Genomic DNA, 20,281 nt, shown 5'->3' on the forward strand with positions numbered 1-20,281 from the left:
CAAAGTGCCCTAGCGTCACGCCCGTCCGCCGGTGGACACGGCCTGGTTGATCCGCCACGCTGCGGATCAGCAGGAGGAGATCGCCCATGGACATGTCATTCACGTTACGCCCCGAAAACCGGGACCTTCTGGACCGGGTCGCCACCATGATCCGCGACGAGATCATGCCGCTGGAAGAAGAGTATGCGTCCGAAGTCGCCAAGGGGGATCGCTGGCAGTACACGGACCGGCAGACGGAAATCCTCGAAGGGCTCAAGGCCAAGGCCAAGGCCGCCGGTCTCTGGAACTTCTGGCTGACTGACAGCGATAAAGGGTTTGGCCTGAGTACCGTCGAATATGCGCATTTCGCCGAAGAGATGGGCAAGACCCCATTGGGCGCGGAGGTTTTCAACTGCTCCGCCCCCGACACCGGCAACATGGAAGTGTTCGAGCGCTACGGCACGGACAAGATGAAGACCGAATGGCTCGCGCCGTTGCTGGAAGGCAAAATTCGGTCGGCCTACCTGATGACGGAGCCAGATGTCGCCTCCTCCGATGCCACCAACATCTCGATGTCCTGCGTGCGCGATGGCGATGAATACGTCCTGAATGGCGAGAAATACTGGGCCAGCGGGGCAGGGGACCCGCGCTGCAAGGTCTACATCGTGATGGTCAAGACGGGTGGGGACGACCTGCCAAAGCACAAACGCCAGTCGATGATCGTTGTCCCCGCGGGGACAGAAGGGATCGAGGTGCTGCGCCCCATGCTGGTCTACGGCCACGATGACGCGCCGCACGGGCACATGCACATCAAGTTCACGAATGTCCGCGTGCCTGCCGAAAACATCCTGTTGGGCGAGGGACGCGGGTTCGAGATTGCGCAAGGCCGCCTTGGACCCGGTCGCATCCATCACTGCATGCGTGCCATCGGTCAGGCCGAAGCAGCGTTGGAATTGATGTGCAAACGCTCGTTGTCGAAAGAGGCGTTTGGCAAGCCGCTCGCCCAGCTTGGGGCGAACTATGACATCATCGCGGAATGCCGGATGGAGATCGAGATGGCGCGCCTATTGTGCCTCAAGGCCGCGTGGATGATGGATCAAGGCGACGCCCGGGCGGCCGCGCCGTGGATCAGCCAGATCAAGGTGATTGCTCCGCGTGTGTCACTCAAGGTCATTGACGAGGCGGTGCAGATGCACGGCGGGCAGGGCATCAGCCAGGACACGCCGCTTGCCATCGCATGGACGCATCAGCGCACACTCCGTCTGGCCGATGGTCCGGACGCGGTGCACCGGCGGCAGGTCGCAAGGGCCGAGTTGAAGAAATACACGCAGCAAAAGATGTAGCACCGGAAAGCGGTGCGGTTTCCGTCAGGTTTCCGACACGGGAAACGGTTAGAATGCGAGTCTTCTGCTCAACTGGAAAACGTGTCGTTTTCCATCTGTTTTCCGCGTCGGAAAACACTTGCGTGATGCCATCCAAGCGCCGAATGTCTTGGGCATGAAGGATCACGCGCCCCCACTCGTGCCGCTGCGCCCGCCGGAAACGGTGCTGCGCCTGTCACGTATGGGACAGATGATGCCGACGCGGCTGTCTTTTTTGCGCGCTCTTGTGCGGCGTCTGTGTGCCGAGCGCGCTGCCGTTTCACGAACGGTCTGGGACATGGCGCCCCAAGGTTATGGGCGCGCGGTGTATTCCATCGATCTTGGCGGCCATACCTACTCTCTGGTCGCCATATCCACTGACCTTCCCGATCACAAGCGCAGCGACCGGGTGATCGCGACCGCCTGGGATGCGGCCTTTGTCCTGTTTGACGGTGTGCCTGGCCGCGAGGACCTTGACCGGATTGCCGCGCAGGCCCCGAAGCAGGAGGCTGGAAGGTTCGGTCCACGTGATCTGGTCCTGAGCCGTGCCAACAAGTCCGTGCGCATGTGGGACGCGACAGTTGCTGCTTTGCGGGCAGGGCGCCAGCCCGATCCGAACATGATACGCGACATTGGCTATCTGATGCGCACCACGGCCGTCTATGGCAACGGCAAATTCGGGATCGCCGACAGGCATCTGATTGCAGATCGGCCCGGACTCAAAGGTCCGTTTGCCGCCGAAATGCTGACGGTCTACCTTATCCGCCATTTCACGTTGGACCTGGTACAGCATGTTGGCGGCGCGCCACTTGAGCCCGACCTCGCCCGGCATCTGGGCATTGGCAACGCCACGGGTCTGGGTATGGCTCCCTTCCTGGTCAATCATCCGGTCCTATTGCACAATTGGATGCACGCCCGTGAAACAGCGCTTGCGCGGATCATCGGGCGCGCGGTGATGACGGACACCCAAGCAGAACGCCTGTTGCAGCTGGCATATCGGGCGCGTGCCCATCTGGCGGATTGGCATGTCCCGGCCGAGGACCACAATGCAATCCTGCGCCAACTTGAAGCGGACTGGGATGCGTTCTTGCCCATTTTTGATGCGCCGCAATTCTTCGGTGCACTTTGGCAAGCAGCACAATCCCGATCTGATAGCCTGCAGGAGTTGCTGGCCGCACTGCTGATTGAAGTCTGTCCCGAGGATGTCGACGATCTTGCTGCGAGTATGGGAGATCCCTTTGGTCCGCTCGTGACGCCGTTTTCCGATACCGATGCCGTCAAGCATGCGATCGCCCGAGACTGGGCCTGGGCCTTGAATTGTGACTATGAGGTCGAAGACCAGTGCCGTCGCTTCTGGTATGTCAGTGCGGCCAAGCTCGAGCCGCGCCTTGGCGACCGCTTTGCCGAGCCCGGTGCGGACTTGGAAAGCCCGCTGGACATCGCGCGGCGTGTGGCGCAGCTGAATGCGGATCTTCCGGATCGTCCCACGCCCGTATCGGACTTTACTGCTGCATACGCCCAGCACGCACATGCCATTGCTCGGGTCGCGCTGCTTGCGCGCTACCCGTACGCGGAAATTCGCGACAATCTGATTGGTGCGACCTGTCGCCCCATTGATATGTTGAGATGCAAGCTCAGCTATTTTGGAGCGACGAAGTTCGATCCCAAGTCCGACCTGTGGACCCGCATCACGCTGGCCCAGGGGGCACCGCTCGCCCACGAACTGCGTCCCGAGATGGATGATTGGTGGCTTCCGGTGATGGAGCGATGAGCATGTCATGGACCGAAGTGCAGAACCTTGGTGTCAAGGCAGCCAACGGTGCGGGTGTTCCCCCTGCGCAGGCGCTCGCATTTGGTGCCATGCTTGCCCGTCACGTGGCCGACGATGGCCCGCAAGGCATCGTTGCAACGGCCTTGTCCGAACCTGAGCGGATTGTCGGTCTCGCCCACCGGGTTGAGACAATTGTGGAAGCGGCGTCTATCTCTGCCAAGCCGGTCCACGCAAAGGAAGAAGACGCTGGCACACGTGCGATGCTGGTCAGCTGGATTGCCGGTCTGCCTTGCAAGTCCGAGCTCGAGGTGACCGGAGCCAAGTTGCGGATAAACCTGTCACTGACCGAACCCAGCGCGCGCGGTCGCCCCGACAGGTTACATCTTGACCCATCTCTTGCCGCCTTGATGACAGAACTGGCTGCCAAAACCTATGTGCCTGACAGCGACATGTCGCGCTCTGGCGGTGCAGGCGCAGGGCTGATGGAGCTAGACTGACGCTCCAAACGGATTTTCCGGATAGCCAACCCCAGCAAGGTACAGGCCATCCGGCGGACAGACCGGCCCGCACGCGGCCCGGTCGCAAGCCTCCAGTGCGGTTTTGACATCTTCCGGTGTCCATGCACCGGCGCCAACACGTTCCAGAGTGCCGACGAAACTGCGCACCTGGTTGTGCAGGAAGGATCGCGCACGAACGTCGAAATGCACCTCCTGGCCATGCGGTCCTTCAACACGGGTGACATCGAGCCTGTCGAGCGTTTTCAACGGACTGTCCGCTTGGCAGATGGATGACCGGAAAGTCGTGAAGTCGTGCCGTCCGATCAGGTGGTTGGCCCCTGCCTGCATGGCGTCAACATCGAGCGCATTGTTGACCCGCCAGACAAGACCCTTGAGATGCGTGGCAGGCGCACGTCGCATCAGGATGCGGAACAGGTATCGACGCTCCAGTGCCGAAAACCTTGCGTGCCAGTCGTCGGCGACACGCGCGCAATCCAAGATCGCAATGGGGTTTGGTTTCAGGTGATGGTTCAACGCTTCGGACAAGCGAAACGGGCCCCACTCCTTCTCCATGTCGCAATGGGCCACCTGTGCCAGTCCGTGCACACCGGCATCGGTGCGCCCGGCGGCGGCGATGGTGTGAGCCCTTGGCTCCAGCTTGGCGAGGGCTGCCTCGATGGCCCCCTGAACCGATGGCTGGTCGGCCTGCCGCTGCCATCCGGCAAAGGGACCACCATGATACTCGACTTTTAGGGCATAGCGCGGCATGGCGACCGACCTAGCCGCAAACGTTGCCCCCTGCAACGGCGCGCCAGCCGTCCTTCCTTCCCTGTTTCAAAAAATCCCCGCCGGAGGCTCCCGCGGGTGCCAGCCGCGCAACGCCTGTCTGGCAGGACGGCGCACAACACCCTACATAGGCACGCAAGGAACGAAGGGATGCTAAGTGGTTCTGACGACGATCGCCGATGGGGTGCTGGATGTGGCCCAAGGCATTTACGACACCGGGGCGGACCTTTTTGGCGATACGACCATCCGGCTAGGTGTCACTGGGTTGGCGCGGTCGGGTAAGACAGTGTTCATTACGTCGCTGGTTGCGAACCTGCTGGACCAGGGGCGGATGCCGCACCTGCTGGCCGCAAGCGAGGGGCGCATTGTCGCCTCTTACTTGCAGCCGCAGCCTGACGACACGGTGCCGCGCTTTGATTACGAGGCGCATATGGGTGTGCTGACCGGCCACCCGCCGCAATGGCCCGACAGCACCCGCGCTGTGAGCGAATTGCGCGTGTCGCTCAAGGTCAAGCCGAACGGGCTGTTGGCTGGTCTTCAAGGGCCGCGCACGGTGCATCTGGATATCATCGACTATCCGGGTGAGTGGCTTCTTGACCTTGCCCTGCTGGACCAAAGCTATAACGAATGGTCTGCCGCGACCCTCTCGCGGCTCGAGCCTCGCAAAACCGCAGCAGCCTTTCGCGCGATACTTGCCGACGTGGACGGCACCGCGCGCCTGGATGAGCCGCAGGCCAAGACATTGGCGGCAGCATTCACCGCGTACCTGCACGCCGCGCGTGCCGCCGGTTACTACGATTGTACACCTGGGCGCTTTCTGCTGCCGGGCGATCTTGCCGGCTCACCCGTGCTCACCTTCGCCCCTTTGCCTCCCGGCGACGCCCCCCGTCGTTCGCTCCGCCGCGAGATGGCGCGGCGATACGAGGCCTACAAGGCGCAGGTCGTGCGCCCCTTCTTTCGTGACCATTTCGCACGGATCGACCGGCAGGTGGTGCTTGTCGATGCCCTTGGCGCGATCCACAACGGTCCCGCGGCGGTCGAGGACATGCGCGCTGCTATGTCCGAGATCCTGTCGGCCTTCCGCCCCGGTCGCAATGCGTTCCTGAGCCAGATCTTCCGCGGCAAGCGGGTGGAAAAGATCCTCTTCGCCGCGACCAAGGCAGATCACGTGCACCACTCTCAACACGCGCAGCTGACCGGTATCATGGAGGCCCTGACGCGCGAGGCTCGCGACCGCGCCCGCTTTGCCGGTGCCGACACACAGGCGCTGTCCATTGCCGCACTGCGCGCCACAACCGAAGAAACGGTGCAGCACGACGGTGCGCCGCTCGACGTGGTGCGTGGCACGCTGCTCGACACGGGCAAGCAAGCGGCCTTTTACCCCGGCGCACTGCCTGATGATCCGTCGCACATCCTGTCGCCTGCTGCGAACGGTGCGCAGGACTGGCTGAACGGCGAATACGAAGTCATGCGCTTTGCCCCGGCGGCCCTGACGCTGCGCCCCGGCGACGGTCCACCGCATATACGGCTCGACCGTGCGGCGCAGTTCCTGTTCGGGGACAAGCTATGACTTATCTGCGCCCCGCCAAACCCACCGACGCAGGCGCCGTGGGCGCCATCCTGTCGGGCTTCATCGACGGCACAACCTGGATGCCCCGCATCCACACGCGGGCCGAGGATCTGTCCTTTGCCGGGCACATGATCGAGCGTGGATGGGTGACGGTGGCAGAGCAGGGTGGGCAGATCCGCGCCTTCTCCGCGCGAAACGGTGCGGATGTACATGCGCTTTACGTCGATGCAAGGGCGCAAGGGCAGGGGATCGGAGCGGACCTTCTGGCCGAAATGCAGGCCGCCAGCGATCATCTGACGCTCTGGACGTTCGAGACAAACACCGGCGCGCAGCGCTTCTACCTGCGCCACGGCTTTGTCGAGGTTGAGCGCACGGACGGTGCCCGCAACGACGAAGGCCTGCCCGACATTCGCTATGACTGGCACAAGGAGGGCGCGTGATGGCCAAGGGCCCCGTCCTGATCGAGATCGAGGATGAATCGGCACCAAAGGTGGCCGATGCACCACCTGTGCCCGACACTGTGCAGCTGGCCACACCGCGGGGGGAGGCCATGCAGATGGCGGCCCGTGTTGCGGCGCGCAAGCCTTCGCGGCTGGGCAGGCTGTTCTGGGGGCTCGCGGTCGCGCTGCTGACAGCGGTGCTGAGTGCGGCGGCCTGGGACTTTGTAACCAGCTGGATCGCACGCGCGCCCCTGGTCGGGTGGGCGTTCACCGGGCTGATGGGCGCCTTTGTTCTGACGCTGCTGGTCGTGGCCTTGCGCGAACTTGCGGCGCTGCGGCGGCTGACCCGGCTCGACGGTTTGCGCCATGACGCCGCACAGGCGTTGGAGCAGAACGACCTGTCTGGCGCGCGAGCTGTCGTGGACAGGCTCGATGCCCTCTATCGGGCACGCCCGGAAGCGGAATGGGGCCGGGCACGGCTTGCCGAACTCCGAGGTGACCAGATGGATGCAGAAGGGCTCTTGGGACTGGCCGAGGATACGATCGTGGGTCCGCTGGACCGGGCCGCCGAACGCGAGGTCGAGGCGGCCGCGCGGCAGGTCGCGACAGTGACCGCGCTCGTGCCCTTGGCGCTTGCGGATGTCGCGGCTGCGCTGACGGCCAACCTGCGCATGATCCGGCGGATCGCCGAGGTCTATGGCGGGCGCGGGGGTGTCGTGGGCAGTTGGCGTCTGACCCGCGCCGTGATGGCGCATCTGGTGGCGACCGGCGCTGTGGCGGTCGGCGATGACATGCTGGAGCCGGTGCTGGGCGGCTCCATCCTCGGCAAGCTGTCGCGGCGTTTTGGCGAGGGGCTGGTCAACGGCGCGCTCACCGCCCGCGTCGGTGTCGCCGCCATCGAAGTATGCCGCCCGCTCGCCTTTCAGGCGGGCGAGCGCCCGAAGGCCCGCCGCCTGGTGAAACAGGCGCTCAGTGGTCTATTTCAGAAGCAACGCAGCATCGGAGAGGAATGAGCCATGGAAACCTTTGCGCCCGACCTTACCACGATGGTGCGCACCCCGCTGACGGACGAACACGTCGCCGCAATGCGCCGGGTGGGCACGCTGATCGATATCAAAGCGGGTGAATACTTCCAACGCGCGGGTGAGAGGATCGATACGTTCCACTATCTGCTTTCGGGTGAGACGGAGGCGGTGAACTCCCAGACCGGCAAGCGCTACGGCAATGCAACGCTCGGGCCAGGCCAGTTCTTTGGCGAATTGGCCTTTCTCACGGGTGGGCACGCCTTCATGGGCGCGCGGGCGGTACAGGACACGCAGCTTTTGTGTGTACCACGCGAAGAAATGCTCAAGCTGATGTCCGATATGCCTGAAATGTCGGATATCATCATTACGGTTTATGCCGCGCGTCGCCGCCGGATGCTCGACATGTCGGAGGGTGGGCTGACCCTGATCGGGGGCGAGGTAGACCGCGACGTGCGCCGCATCGCCAGCTTTGCCTCGCGCAACCGCATCCCCTTCGTTGAGGTCGAGATCGACAGCGATGAGGGCAACGATCTGGCCCACCAGTGCAGCATCAATCACACACGCCCCGCGGTGGTGTTCGCCAAGCATCAGGTCATTGATCCGCCGACCCCGCGCGGCGTGGCCCAGACGCTTGGCCTCGACATGGCGCTGCGCAAGGAGGACGTCTATGACGTGGCCATCGTGGGCGGCGGGCCCGCCGGTGTGGCGGCAGGCGTCTATGCCGGGGCGGAAGGGCTCTGCGCCGTTGTGCTTGAGGACCTCGCCATCGGCGGGCAGGCGGGCACCTCGAGCCGGATCGAGAACTACATGGGCTTTCCGACCGGTATCTCTGGTGGTGACCTTGTGGGCCGGGGCGAGGTACAGGCGATGAAGTTTGGCACGCGCTTTGCCGTGCCCGTGCGGGCGACCGAGCTTATGCAATGCGAAAAACATCTCTTTCACATCAAGCTGGACAATGACGAGTGGGTGTCTTCGAAGTCACTGATCGTCGCGACGGGCGTACAGTACCGGCGCTTGCCGCTCGACCGTCTGGAAGAACTCGAAGGCAGCGGTGTCTACTACGCCGCAACGGATGTCGAGGCGCGCTATTGCAAGGGCGCCGAAGTTGCCGTGATCGGCGGAGGCAATTCAGCCGGGCAGGCGGCCATGTTCCTGGCGCGTAGTGCGCGACATGTGCATGTGCTGGTGCGGGGCGAGAGCCTCGCGGCGTCCATGTCCGATTACCTTTTGCAGCGCTTGGAAAGCCACCCGCGCATCACCATCCACATCTGCACCGAGGTTAAGGAACTGCACGGTGAGGATCGGCTCGACGCGATCACGGTCCGGGACCGTCGTGCCGGACAGGATTGGACACTGAACACCAAGGCGCTGTTCGTGATGGTGGGGGCGGCGCCCAACACGAAATGGCTGTCTGACCTTGTGGAGCTTGACGACAGGGGCTTTGTGAAGACCGGTCCGGACGTTGGTGCCGCCAGCGGGTACGAGACGTCGCGCCCGGGTGTCTTTGCCGTCGGCGACGTGCGTGCAGGGTCCGTTAAGCGCGTGGCAAGTGCGGTGGGCGAAGGGTCCGTGGTGATGTCGGCTGTCTGGGCGCATATCGCGGACACTTGATCTGGAATATCCCTTGGGCATTGAACAGCCATCTTCAAAGGTCCGGAAAACCTTGCCTTTTTTGAAACGGCTCAGTGATCTAACCTGACCTCCACCGGTGTTGGAGGGTGCAGATGGAAGGTTTGCTGATGCTGGCGGGGCTTGTGATCCTCGCTATCCCGGTCGCGGTCATCTATCTGCTGGTCTCGGTATCCGGCCTGCGCAGTCGCATTGCCGAGCTTGAAGTGCAGGTGAGCCAGGCGCGAAGTGCACCGCCGGCGGTGCAACCGCGAGACACTCAAGCAAGAAGGGACAGCGCGCCCGAAACCCCATGGGAGCGGGAAAAAGCGCCGGAAGCGCCGCCGATCCCGCCACTGGCTGAAACAGCGGCGGCGCGCGTCGTTGCGCAGCGCAAGGCGGACGCGGATGCTGGCGCAGACGACAAGGTATCGGACACGCCCCCACCTCCTGCAGAACCACCAAAACCGACGCCTCTCATGCGGTTTGGCGCTTGGCTTGTGGCAAACTGGTTTTACGCGGTGTCAGCTCTGTCGCTGGCGCTCGCCGGTTTGTTTCTGGTGCAGTACGGCATTGAAAACGATCTCTTTCCACCAACCGCACGTGTCTTGGCCGCCCTCGGTTTCGGTGGTGCCTTGATCGCAGCTGGAGAGGTGATCCGCCGCCGCTATGGGGATGGCCTGGACACGGCGACTGCCTACATCCCGTCGGTCTTTTCGGGTGCGGGGCTGGTGTCGCTGTTTGGTGGCATCGCCGCAGCGCGGCTGCTTTACGAATTGATCGGGGTCGAGGTGGCCTTTGCCGGGATGGCGGCAGTCGGTCTGTTGGGCGTGGGGCTGGGCTGGCTTTACGGTCCACTTCTGGCCGCTGTTGGCGTTTTGGGCGCCTTCACTGCGCCCTTGTTGGTGGGCAGTACCGTGCCACCGACGGCGTGGCTCTTCGTCTATTTCGGCATCGTGACTGCCGTTGGCCTGGGCATCGACACGATCCGGCGCTGGGCCTGGGTGTCCGTTCTCAGTCTCGCGCTCGGGCTGATTATGGGGTGGCTGACGGTTCTGGGTGGCGACGTGGACCTGTCCCTTGGGTTCCAGGCGCATGTGGTTGTGCTCGCGGTGCTCTCTATCCTGATCCCCGCCCGCTCTTTCCGGCCAGATCATGACGGCGTTCTGGTCCATGCGTTTCTGCGCAATCTTAAGGGAGAGAAGCCCGCTTTTCCGACATGGTTGGCCTTGGGCACGGTCGCTGCCGCGTCAGCTTCGATCGCGTGGAGCGCTGCCGCAGGGGCCGAGCCCTTCTGGATGGCGCTCGTCAGCCTCGTTATCCTGTCTCTCGCCCTCATCTACTGGTCGGTCACCGCACCCGCGCTGCAGGATATCGCGCTGCTGCCGGTTGTGGCCGCGCTTGTGGTCGTCGCGCGCGAAGGGGGCGAGATGGGACCTGTCCTGTCCGCCTTTGCCGATACATATGCCACCAACCCCGAAGCGGACTTTCCGCGGGCAGTGAGCGTGCTGTGGGCGGTGGGGCTTTTGTTGAGCGGTGCGATGGCGATGCGCGCCTTGCGTCCGGGCGAGGGTCTGATGTGGGGGCTGGCTGCCGCGCTGACGGCGCCGGTGACGGCGATTGTGCTGGAAATCACTTGGCGGCCTGCGCTCACCATAGGCGCCTATCCTTGGGCGCTGCATGCCATTGCCCTCGCTGCCATCATGGTCAGTCTTGCCTTGCGCTTTGCCCGGGCAGATGCGCCCGAACGCCAGCGGGCGTCGCTTTTCGTGTTGTCGGCGCTGGCCTCGATCACCTTTGCCCTCGTGCTTATCCTGTCGCTGGCGGCCCTGACGGTGGCTCTTGCGGCGACAGTGCTTGTCGCCGCCTGGCTCGATCGGCAGTTCAAGCTGCCGCTGATGCAGGTTTTCATTGCCTTCGGAGTGGCCGCAGTGGGCGCGCGTTTGATCGGCGATCCCGGCCTCGCATGGGCGCTCGAGGCGCCTTTGTGGGAGATGTTGCTTGCCTATACCGGATCTCTGGCGGCATTCGTGGCTGCGCTCGTCCTGCTGCGCGGGTTGGAACGCAAAACCGCGCGGATCATGCTGGACACGGCAGCATGGTCGACGGCGGGCATGACGGTGTCGCTGCTCCTGATCCGTTTCCTTGATGATGTGCTGCCGGGGCACAACACCGATACGCATTGGGCGATGGGGCTTTTTGCGGTGATCTGGCTCGGCTTGATGCTGGTGCAGCTCCTGCGGATGGAGAGCCTGGGCGGCGTGTTTGCTTGGGTGCGCGCCGCGCTGGCGGTGGCCTTTGGCCTGATCGGTTTCGGCGCGCTGGGGCTGGGCCTTACCTTTTTCTCCCCGCTCCTGAGCAGTTGGGGAGACGATGTCGCCGGTCCGCCCTTGCTGAACACGTTGATCCCCGCATATCTGTTGCCTGCGCTGCTGCTTGGCCTTGGCGCATGGCGCTTGCGGCACCGGGTGCTGCGCTTGGGCTTTGGAGCCGTGGCTGTCGGCCTGACAGTTGTCTGGGTCTTTGCCACCATCCGGCATTTGTGGCAGGGCCCCACCTCGATGGAATTGTGGAGAGGCTACCTGCAGCCGGAGCTTTACAGCTACACGGTTGCAATCCTGCTGACCGGTGCCGTGCTGTTTTATCAGTCGCTGGCGCGGAACGCATCCGGGTTGCGCCGGGCAGGGCTTGCCGTGATCGGCCTTGCCGTCGCCAAGGTGTTCCTGATCGACATCTCGGGGCTGGACGGGCTCGTGCGCGTCCTGTCGCTGGTTGTGCTGGGGCTGTCGCTGGCGGGACTTGCCTGGCTCAACCGCTGGGCACAGATGCGGCATATGCAGAATTGAGCGCGCGATGCGCGCACGTGATGTTTCGCGCCCACCTTCGGTGGCCGCGATATGCGAGGCGCAGCCTCGCGCTCCGGGATTTTTTTAACCAGAGAAGGGGGACTTGTGAGCGTGCCGCCCTCTGCCTATAAGGCTTGCATGATGCACACCGGCCTCATTCAGCGAATTATATCCCCGGCGCTCTGATCCATCATCGAGCCGCCGGGCAAAGGTGCTTGAGCCATCGCACCGAACCGCTATACCCCATCTGACCGATTTTCCGAGGACACGAGCCATGTGTGCCGATACGCCTGACTACAAAGACACCCTGAATCTGCCCAAGACCGACTTTCCCATGCGCGCGGGCCTGCCCAAGCGCGAGCCTGGATGGCTGGAGCGCTGGGCGCGCATCGGGGTTTATGATCGTTTGCGGGAGAAGGAAGGTCGCGAGAGTTTCACTCTCCATGACGGCCCACCCTATGCCAACGGTCACCTGCATATCGGTCACGCGCTGAACAAGACCATCAAGGACATGATCGTGCGCTCGCACCAGATGATGGGCCGCGATGCGCGCTACATCCCCGGCTGGGACTGCCACGGCTTGCCGATCGAGTGGAAGATCGAGGAACAGTACCGCAAGAAGGGCCGCGACAAGGATCAGGTGCCGATCAACGAGTTCCGCGCCGAGTGCCGTGACTTTGCCGCCGGCTGGGTCGACATCCAGCGGGACGAGTTCAAGCGTCTGGGCATCACCGGCAATTGGGACCAACCCTACCTGACCATGGATTTCCATGCCGAGCGGGTGATTGCCGAGGAATTCATGAAGTTCCTGATGAGTGGCACGCTCTACCAAGGCTCGAAGCCCGTGATGTGGTCGCCGGTCGAACAGACGGCACTGGCCGAGGCGGAGGTCGAGTACCATGACAAGGACAGCTTCACGATCTGGGTAAAGTTCAGGGTAGTGGACGCGCCTGTAAATTTGCAGGCCATAGGTCCAGATGGGATCGTGCGCGGGGAACAAAGAAATGCGCCTTCGCTAGAAGGTGCTTATGTTGTCATTTGGACCACGACGCCATGGACAATGCCGTCCAACAAAGCCGTCGTTTATGGCCCTGACATTTCCTACGGCCTTTACGAAGTCACGGGCCACCCCGAAGAATGCTGGGCGAATATCGGTGATCGCTACATCCTCGCCGATAACCTTGCCTCAGACGTTCTGGGCCGCGCGCGGCTTGAGGACACGATGTACCGCCGCCTGCGCGATGTGACCGCTGATGAGTTGAGCCATGTACGGCTGACTCACCCTCTCAAAGGGGCTGAGGACGCAAACGGCGAATGGGACGACATCCGAGACTTCCGCGCCGCCGATTTCGTGACCGACACCGAAGGCACCGGGTTCGTACATTGCGCGCCGTCCCACGGGATGGAGGAATATGACCTCTACCGCGAGCTCGGGATGCTCGAACAGGTCATCACTTACAACGTGAACCCCGACGGGCGTTTTCGCGATGACCTGCCGTTCTTTGGCGGCAAGGCCATCCTGAAGCCCAACGGGAAAGAGGGCAACGCCAACGCCGCCGTCATCGATAAGCTGGCCGAGGTGGGCGGGCTGCTCGCGCGGGGCAAGATCAAGCACTCCTATCCTCACTCGTGGCGGTCGAAGGCGCCGGTGATCTATCGCAACACGCCCCAATGGTTCGCCGCCATCGACAAACCGGTGGGCGACGGGCAGGACACGCACGGCACGACCATCCGCGAACGCGCGCTGACCGAGATCGACAATGTGAACTGGGTGCCGCGCTCGGGCCGCAACCGTCTGCATTCGATGATGGAGGCGCGCCCGGACTGGGTGCTGTCACGCCAACGCGCCTGGGGCGTGCCGCTGACCTGCTTCACGAAGAAGGGGGCGCTGCCGACGGACGATGACTTCCTTCTGCGCAACGAAGAGGTGAACGCACGCATCGTCGAGGCGTTTGAGGCCGAAGGCGCCGATGCGTGGTATGCAGACGGTGCCAAGGAACGCTTCCTCGGCAACCTCGTGAACCCTGACGAGTACGAACAGGTCACCGACATCCTGGATGTGTGGTTCGACTCTGGCTCCACCCACGCCTTTGTTCTGCGCGACCGCGAGGATGGCACGGATGACGGCGTGGCCGATGTCTACATGGAAGGCACCGACCAGCACCGGGGCTGGTTCCACTCGTCGCTCTTGCAATCTGTCGGCACCACGGGACACGCGCCCTATCGCAACGTGGTGACGCACGGCATGACGCTCGACGAAAAGGGCTTCAAGATGTCGAAGTCCATCGGCAACACGATCGTGCCCGAGGAGGTGGTCAAGCAATACGGCGCTGACATTCTGCGGCTCTGGGTTGCGCAAACGGACTACACCGCCGACCAGCGGATCGGGCCGGAGATCCTGAAAGGGGTCGCCGACAGCTACCGCCGCCTGCGCAACACGATGCGGTTCATGCTAGGGTCGCTCTCGGACTTCACCGATGCCGATCGCACCGATCCCGCGGACATGCCCGAACTGGAACGCTGGGTGCTGCACCGTTTGGCGGAACTCGATGCAACCGTGCGTGATGGCTACGCCAAGTTCGATTTCCAGCGCGTGTTCTCTGCCGTATTCACATTCGCGACCGTGGACCTGTCAGCCTTCTATTTCGACATCCGCAAGGACGCGCTCTATTGCGACGGCGACACGCCGGAACGGCGCGCGGCCCGCACGGTGCTCGATTTGCTGTACCACCGGCTGACCACATGGCTGGCCCCCATCCTGGTGTTCACGATGGAGGAGGTGTGGCTGGAGCGCTATCCCGGCGACGACAGCTCGGTCCACCTGACTGACATTCCCGACACGCCCGCCGATTGGTGTGACGATGCACTGGCGGCAAAATGGGCTGGTATCCGCAGCGCCCGTCGTGCGGTCACCGCGGCACTGGAAGTCCAGCGGACGGACAAGGTCATTGGCGCGTCGCTCGAAGCGGCCCCGGTGGTCCATGTTGAAAACGCGGACCTTGCCGCTGCCCTGCAAGCGTTGCCCTTCGCCGACATCTGCATCACCTCGCAGATCAGCGTCACCACCGACCCGTCTCCGGCTGAAGCGTTCCGTATGCCGGAAGTGCCCGGGGTGGGCGTGGTCTTTGAAAAGGCCGAAGGGGCCAAATGCGCCCGCTGTTGGAAAGTGCTGCCCGACGTCGGGACCCACAGCCACGAGGGCGTCTGCGGCCGCTGCGAAAGCGCGTTGAGCTAGGCGGAGGACACCTCCGCCTTACATCTGCTTCTGATGGTTGATGATGCTCTGATAGCGGCGGCGATCCTTCAGGCCGTTCACGCACGCGGGGCGGGCAAGACGATTTGCCCGTCCGAGGCCGCCCGTGCATTGGCAAATGACTGGCGCCCTCTGATGCCCGAGGTGCGCCGCGTGGCGCAAGAGTTGGCGAACGATGGTCAGATTGCGACCACGCAAAAGGGCCAGCCCGTGCGCGCTCAAGAAGCCAAGGGGCCGATCCGCTTGGGGCTGCCTTAGCCGTGCCTTTTCAATAAAAGCTCTGCGGGTCGATATCTACGGCCAGACGAAGATCGCCTTTCAACCGCAGCTGCCCGACCCATTGTGCGATGGCCCCCTGCAGCGCCACGCCCTTGCCCGCCTTGACCAGCAACCGCACCCGATGCCTCCCGCGAATACGCGCGATTGGGGCAGGGGCCGGGCCAAAGACCTGCGCGCCCACCCGCTGCAACGCGCCCGCATTTCGGGCAAGTGCATTGGCGGCGTCGAACACCTGCGCCACATCCGGCCCACTCAGGATGATCCCCGCCATCCGGCCATAGGGCGGCACACCCGCCGCCTCCCGCTGCGCCGCCTCAGCCCGCCAGAACCCCTCCTCATCCCCTGCCAAGATGGCGCGGATGACGGGATGCTCCGGCTGATAGGTCTGCAGCATCGCCGTGCCCGGCTTTTCCGCCCGGCCAGCCCGGCCCGCCACCTGCCGCATCAATTGAAACGTCCGTTCAGCAGCACGGAGGTCCGACCCTTGCAACCCGAGGTCGGCGTCGATGACGCCAACGAGGGTCAGGTTCGGGAAATTATGTCCCTTGGCCACAAGCTGCGTGCCGATGATCACATCGGCCCCGCCCTCGGCAATCGCCTCGATCTCCGCCTTCAGCGCCCGGGCCGAGCCATACATGTCCGAACTCAGCACCGCCACGCGGGCGTCAGGAAACAGCTCGACCGCCTCCTCACCCAGCCGCTCCACACCAGGACCGACAGGCGCCATCCGGTCCTCTGCCTCGCACGCGGGACAGACCGTCGGCATCGGCTTCGTCTCACCGCATTGATGGCACATCAGGCGCTTCAAAAACCGGTGCTCCACCATCCGCGCATCGCATTGGTCGCAACCGACCTGATGCCCACAGGCGCGGCACAGAGTGATGGGGGCATAGCCGCGACGGTTCAAAAACAGCATCGCCTGTTCGCCTGCCGCGAGCCGCGCGTCAACGGCGCGCTTCAACTCCTCCGACACCCATCGGTTGCTCGGCAGCTTCTCTCCCCGCATGTCAATGGTGCGCATGGTCGGCATCACGGCAGGCCCAAACCGCGCCTCCAGATCCAAGCGCGTGTACTTTCCGCTCTCCGCATTGGCCCACGATTCCAGCGACGGCGTGGCCGAGGCCAGCACCACCTGCGCCCCCAGCATCGAGGCGCGCAACACCGCCATGTCGCGCGCGTTATAGAGAACGCCGTCCTCCTGCTTGTAGGACGTGTCGTGCTCCTCATCGACGACGATCAGGCCCAGGTTCTGATAGGGCAGGAACAGTGCCGACCGCGCCCCGATCACAAGCTGCGCCTGACCCTGGCCGACCATTTTCCAGATACGCCGCCGTTCGGTCATGGTGGCGCCTGAATGCCACTCGGCAGGGCGGGCACCGAACCGTTCCTCGACCCGCTTCAGGAATTCGGCAGTCAGTGCGATTTCCGGCAGCAGCACAAGCGCTTGCCGGCCGGCCGTCAGACAGGCAGCGACGGCTTCCAGATAGACCTCTGTCTTTCCAGACCCAGTCACACCGCGCAGCAAAGTCGTACCATACGCACCCGACTGCACAGCCTGCGCTATATGCGCGGCAGCCCGCGCCTGATCCTCTGTCAGCTCCTTGCCGGGGCGCGACGGGTCCATCGGCGGAAAGGGCAGGTCGCGGGGGCTGTCTTCTTCCGCAACCGCTCCCTGTTTCACAAGCCCCTTGATGACGGAGGACGTGACACCAGACAGTTCCGCCAATTCCTTGAGGGTAAAGGACAAGTCGCCGTATTCGCCCAGAAACTCCAAGACACGCCGCCGCGCATCCGTTATCCGGTCAGGCTCATCCGGGCCGCGCCGGTACACTTTGCGCATCGAGGGTGGATCACCCAACCCCGGTGCGCGGGTGGCAAGGCGCAGCATCGCAGGCAACGGCGTCAACGTGTACGCGGCGGCCTTTTCCAGAAACGCGCGCATTTCGTCGCGCATGGGGGCCGCATCCAGCACCCTCAGAACCGACCGCACCTTTGCGTAGTCATAATCACCCTTGCCCGGCCCCCAGACCACGCCCAACACCTTGCGCGGACCCAGCGGCACTTCAACAAAGGCGCCCAGATGGCAGCCCCCCTCCGGCGCCTTGTAGTCCAGCGCTCGATCCAGCGGCTGCGTTGTCAGCACGCCAACCAACACACCTTCGTCATAAAACGAGGGCACCATGTTAGCGCCACCATATGAGGGGTTCAGTCTTCACCTGCCATGAGGTAAAGCCATCACAAGCAAACGCCAAGCCATCAAGAGAGGCCGCACATGAAATTCTTCGTAGACTCAGCCGAGATTGACGCCATCGCCGAACTCAACGATCTGGGAATGGTCGACGGCGTAACGACAAACCCGTCGCTGATCCTGAAGTCAGGGCGCGACATTCTGGAAGTGACCAAGGAAATCTGTGATTTGGTCGACGGCCCCGTCAGCGCCGAAGTTGTAGCACTCGAAGCCGACGACATGATCGCCGAAGGCCGCAAACTGGCCGAGATTGCAGAGAACATCACCGTCAAGCTGCCGCTGACCTGGGACGGGCTCAAGGCCTGCAAGGTGCTGTCGGGCGAGGGCAAGATGGTCAACGTCACGCTCTGCTTCTCCGCCAACCAGGCGCTGCTTGCGGCCAAGGCGGGTGCGAGCTTCATCTCGCCCTTCATCGGGCGGCTCGATGACATGCACATCGACGGTCTGGAACTGATCGAAGACATCCGGACGATCTACGACAATTACGGGTTCGAAACGGAAATCCTCGCGGCCTCGATCCGGTCAGTGAACCATATCCAGGACTGCGCCAAGATCGGCGCCGATGTTATCACTTCGCCCCCGGATGTGATCAAGAAGCTGGCCAGCCATCCGCTGACCGACAAGGGTCTTGATGCGTTCCTGAAGGACTGGGCTAAGACGGGTCAGAAAATCCTGTAACTCAGGCCTTTCCGGCCCGTCTTAGCAACACACGAAGCGCAACCGGCCCCAGCGGGAAAATGCGGGGCGCGAGTCCGTGAGTAGTGGCTTCGGGTGCAGTGTTCATGGGGCGGGTATCGCAGTGCGGACGCGCTCAATCACGGGGAAGTTGCAGGCCGACTTCCCCGGTCGTGGCGTCACTTGGCAACAACGCGCCACCATCCCGACAAATATTCGAAGTTCGGTGCAGATTTCGCGAATCGGCTGTGGTATGAGAGCGGCCAAGATCAAGAACAGGTACGGTATGAGCAGCCAGCCCAAGATTGACGACGCCCTGCGTGAGGCGATCATTTCTCGACCCGATGTCATTCTCGACGACAAGGATTTGATGCACGCCCTGATCGCCGCCAACGAACGCGCGATGGGCGGCAACATCGTCGATCTACGCGGCCTCGCCATGGAACGGCTCGAGGCGCGGCTGGACCGGCTCGAAGACACGCACCGCTCCGTCATCGCTGCAGCCTACGAAAACCTCGCCGGCACCAACCAGATCCACCGCGCCATCCTGCGGATGCTCGACCCGATGGAATTCGAAGCATTCCTGCGCGATCTCGGTGGCGAAGTTGCCGAAATCCTGCGTGTCGATGCTGTCAAGCTGGTGCTCGAGTCGGTTCAGAACGACAAGGACCCCGCCGTGCAACGTCTGGGTGAGGTGCTGAGCGTGGCCGAACCAGGCTTCATCGACGACTACCTGACGGATGGGCGCGGCGGCAACGTACGCCAGGTCACCCTGCGCCAACTTCAGGATGCAGACCCGGAAATCTACGGCGACGATGCCACCTGGATCCGGTCCGAAGCGTGCCTGAAACTCGACTTCGGGGACGGTCGTCTGCCGGGCCTTCTGGTCATGGGGGCCGAAGACCCGCATATGTTCGGCCCGCAACAGGGCACCGATCTGCTTGCCTTCTTCACCGGCGTTTTCGAGCGTGCCATGCGGCGCTGGCTGGGATGAGCCTCATTTCCCCTGCCGCCCGCGATGCGCTGGAACAGTTTCTGGCGCATGGGCGTGCGATCAAGGGGGCGGCAGAGAATACTACTGTTGCGTATGGCCGCGACATCACCGAATTCCTGGCCTTCATGACGGAACATTCTGGCCAGACACAGGGCCTTGGTGCCTTGGCGCGCATCGATACGCGCGACATGCGGTCCTGGATGGCGCGCACGCGGGCAGGGGGCGTCAGTGCCCGCTCGCTCGCCCGTAAACTCTCGGCGGTCAAGGCGTTCTACAAATGGCTCGCCAACCGTGAAGGGTTCGAACCCACCGCCGTCCTCAGCACTCGCGCCCCGAAGTTCACAAAGAAGCTGCCCCGCCCGCTTGACGAAAGTGCGGCGCGCGAATTGCTCGACATCGCCCCGCTGCAATCCGACAAGCCCTGGGTCGGCCTGCGCGACACCGCGGTTCTCACACTGCTGTGGGGCTGCGGGTTGCGGATCTCCGAAGCACTGTCACTGACGGCGGGCCAGGCGCCATTGCCGCAAGTGCTGCGGATCACCGGCAAAGGTGGCAAGGAACGGATTGTCCCGGTGATTGACGCCGCCCGCGACGCGGTCGATGCCTATATCCACGCCTGCCCCTACGATCTGCCCGCCGACGGCCCGCTCTTCCGCGCCATCCGCGGCGGGCCCTTGGCCCCTCGCGCCATCCAGAAGGTGATGGCCAACGCGCGGATTCAGCTGGGCCTGCCCGCCAGTGCCACGCCCCACTCCATGCGGCACAGCTTTGCCACGCACCTCCTGAACGCGGGCGGCGACCTGCGGGCCATCCAGGAACTCCTTGGCCATGCCTCGCTCTCCACCACGCAGGCCTATACCGCCGTCGACACCGTCCGCCTGATGGAAGTCTACGCCAAAGCACACCCCAAGGCCTGACACGTCGCGTCCGTCTTGAAACCTCAGCCGCA

General features: G+C 63.4%; 15 protein-coding genes. 13 read left to right on the forward strand and 2 right to left on the reverse strand.

Features of this window, described 5'->3' with window-relative positions; genetic code table 11:
* Positions 1-86 precede the first annotated feature (86 nt).
* The 3 genes from KUV51_RS02225 (at position 87) to KUV51_RS02235 (ending at position 3,608) form a co-directional block, all read left to right on the forward strand.
* Complete coding sequence (locus KUV51_RS02225; protein WP_222519986.1) at positions 87-1,322, forward strand: acyl-CoA dehydrogenase family protein; 1,236 nt, start codon at positions 87-89, stop codon at positions 1,320-1,322.
* A gap of 118 nt (positions 1,323-1,440) precedes the next feature.
* The gene (locus KUV51_RS02230; RefSeq protein WP_315898781.1) at positions 1,441-3,111 is read left to right on the forward strand and encodes a hypothetical protein; all 1,671 of its coding nucleotides are present in this window, start codon (positions 1,441-1,443) and stop codon (positions 3,109-3,111) included.
* Between the two features lie 2 nt (positions 3,112-3,113).
* Complete coding sequence (locus KUV51_RS02235) at positions 3,114-3,608, forward strand: hypothetical protein (protein WP_222519987.1); 495 nt, start codon at positions 3,114-3,116, stop codon at positions 3,606-3,608.
* Here KUV51_RS02235 and truA read toward each other — a convergent pair.
* On the reverse strand, positions 3,600-4,376 hold the full coding sequence (gene truA, locus KUV51_RS02240) for a tRNA pseudouridine(38-40) synthase TruA (protein WP_222519988.1): 777 nt from the start codon (positions 4,374-4,376) through the stop codon (positions 3,600-3,602). The genes KUV51_RS02235 and truA overlap by 9 nt on opposite strands.
* A 175-nt stretch (positions 4,377-4,551) precedes the next feature.
* Here truA and KUV51_RS02245 point away from each other — a divergent pair, with 175 nt between their 5' ends.
* The 7 genes from KUV51_RS02245 (at position 4,552) to KUV51_RS02275 (ending at position 15,394) form a co-directional block, all read left to right on the forward strand.
* The gene (locus KUV51_RS02245) at positions 4,552-5,964 is read left to right on the forward strand and encodes a YcjX family protein (protein ID WP_222519989.1); all 1,413 of its coding nucleotides are present in this window, start codon (positions 4,552-4,554) and stop codon (positions 5,962-5,964) included.
* The gene (locus tag KUV51_RS02250) at positions 5,961-6,404 is read left to right on the forward strand and encodes a GNAT family N-acetyltransferase (protein ID WP_222519990.1); all 444 of its coding nucleotides are present in this window, start codon (positions 5,961-5,963) and stop codon (positions 6,402-6,404) included. The genes KUV51_RS02245 and KUV51_RS02250 overlap by 4 nt, the downstream gene beginning before the upstream one ends.
* Entirely contained in the window at positions 6,404-7,417 is a 1,014-nt protein-coding gene (locus tag KUV51_RS02255; RefSeq protein WP_222519991.1) for a YcjF family protein, read from the forward strand. The genes KUV51_RS02250 and KUV51_RS02255 overlap by 1 nt, the downstream gene beginning before the upstream one ends.
* Before the next feature lie 3 nt (positions 7,418-7,420).
* Complete coding sequence (locus KUV51_RS02260) at positions 7,421-9,040, forward strand: FAD-dependent oxidoreductase (protein WP_222519992.1); 1,620 nt, start codon at positions 7,421-7,423, stop codon at positions 9,038-9,040.
* A 113-nt stretch (positions 9,041-9,153) separates the two neighbouring features.
* A complete protein-coding gene (locus tag KUV51_RS02265) occupies positions 9,154-11,883 on the forward strand; it encodes a DUF2339 domain-containing protein (RefSeq protein WP_222519993.1) in 2,730 nt (909 codons plus the stop codon).
* Positions 11,884-12,157: 274 nt separating this feature from the next.
* Positions 12,158-15,118: an isoleucine--tRNA ligase gene (ileS, locus tag KUV51_RS02270; RefSeq protein ID WP_222519994.1), complete on the forward strand. Its 2,961-nt coding sequence runs from the start codon at positions 12,158-12,160 to the stop codon at positions 15,116-15,118.
* 33 nt (positions 15,119-15,151) lie between these two features.
* Positions 15,152-15,394, forward strand: coding sequence for a DUF3253 domain-containing protein (locus KUV51_RS02275; protein ID WP_222519995.1), 243 nt, complete (start codon positions 15,152-15,154; stop codon positions 15,392-15,394).
* Between the two features lie 10 nt (positions 15,395-15,404).
* On the opposite strand, the gene KUV51_RS02280 is transcribed toward KUV51_RS02275, so the two are convergent.
* On the reverse strand, positions 15,405-17,597 hold the full coding sequence (locus KUV51_RS02280; protein WP_222519996.1) for a primosomal protein N': 2,193 nt from the start codon (positions 17,595-17,597) through the stop codon (positions 15,405-15,407).
* A gap of 90 nt (positions 17,598-17,687) precedes the next feature.
* Between KUV51_RS02280 and fsa the strand changes: the two genes are divergently transcribed.
* The 3 genes from fsa (at position 17,688) to KUV51_RS02295 (ending at position 20,249) form a co-directional block, all read left to right on the forward strand.
* Entirely contained in the window at positions 17,688-18,341 is a 654-nt protein-coding gene (gene fsa, locus KUV51_RS02285) for a fructose-6-phosphate aldolase (protein ID WP_222519997.1), read from the forward strand.
* A 283-nt stretch (positions 18,342-18,624) separates the two neighbouring features.
* Positions 18,625-19,332: a DUF484 family protein gene (locus KUV51_RS02290; protein ID WP_222519998.1), complete on the forward strand. Its 708-nt coding sequence runs from the start codon at positions 18,625-18,627 to the stop codon at positions 19,330-19,332.
* The gene (locus KUV51_RS02295) at positions 19,329-20,249 is read left to right on the forward strand and encodes a tyrosine recombinase XerC (RefSeq protein WP_222519999.1); all 921 of its coding nucleotides are present in this window, start codon (positions 19,329-19,331) and stop codon (positions 20,247-20,249) included. Before KUV51_RS02290 ends, KUV51_RS02295 begins: the two co-directional genes overlap by 4 nt.
* Positions 20,250-20,281: the final 32 nt, after the last annotated feature.

Origin of the sequence: Tateyamaria omphalii (assembly GCF_019802125.1) — a bacterium.
GTDB classification, from domain to species: Bacteria; Pseudomonadota; Alphaproteobacteria; order Rhodobacterales; family Rhodobacteraceae; genus Tateyamaria; species Tateyamaria omphalii_B.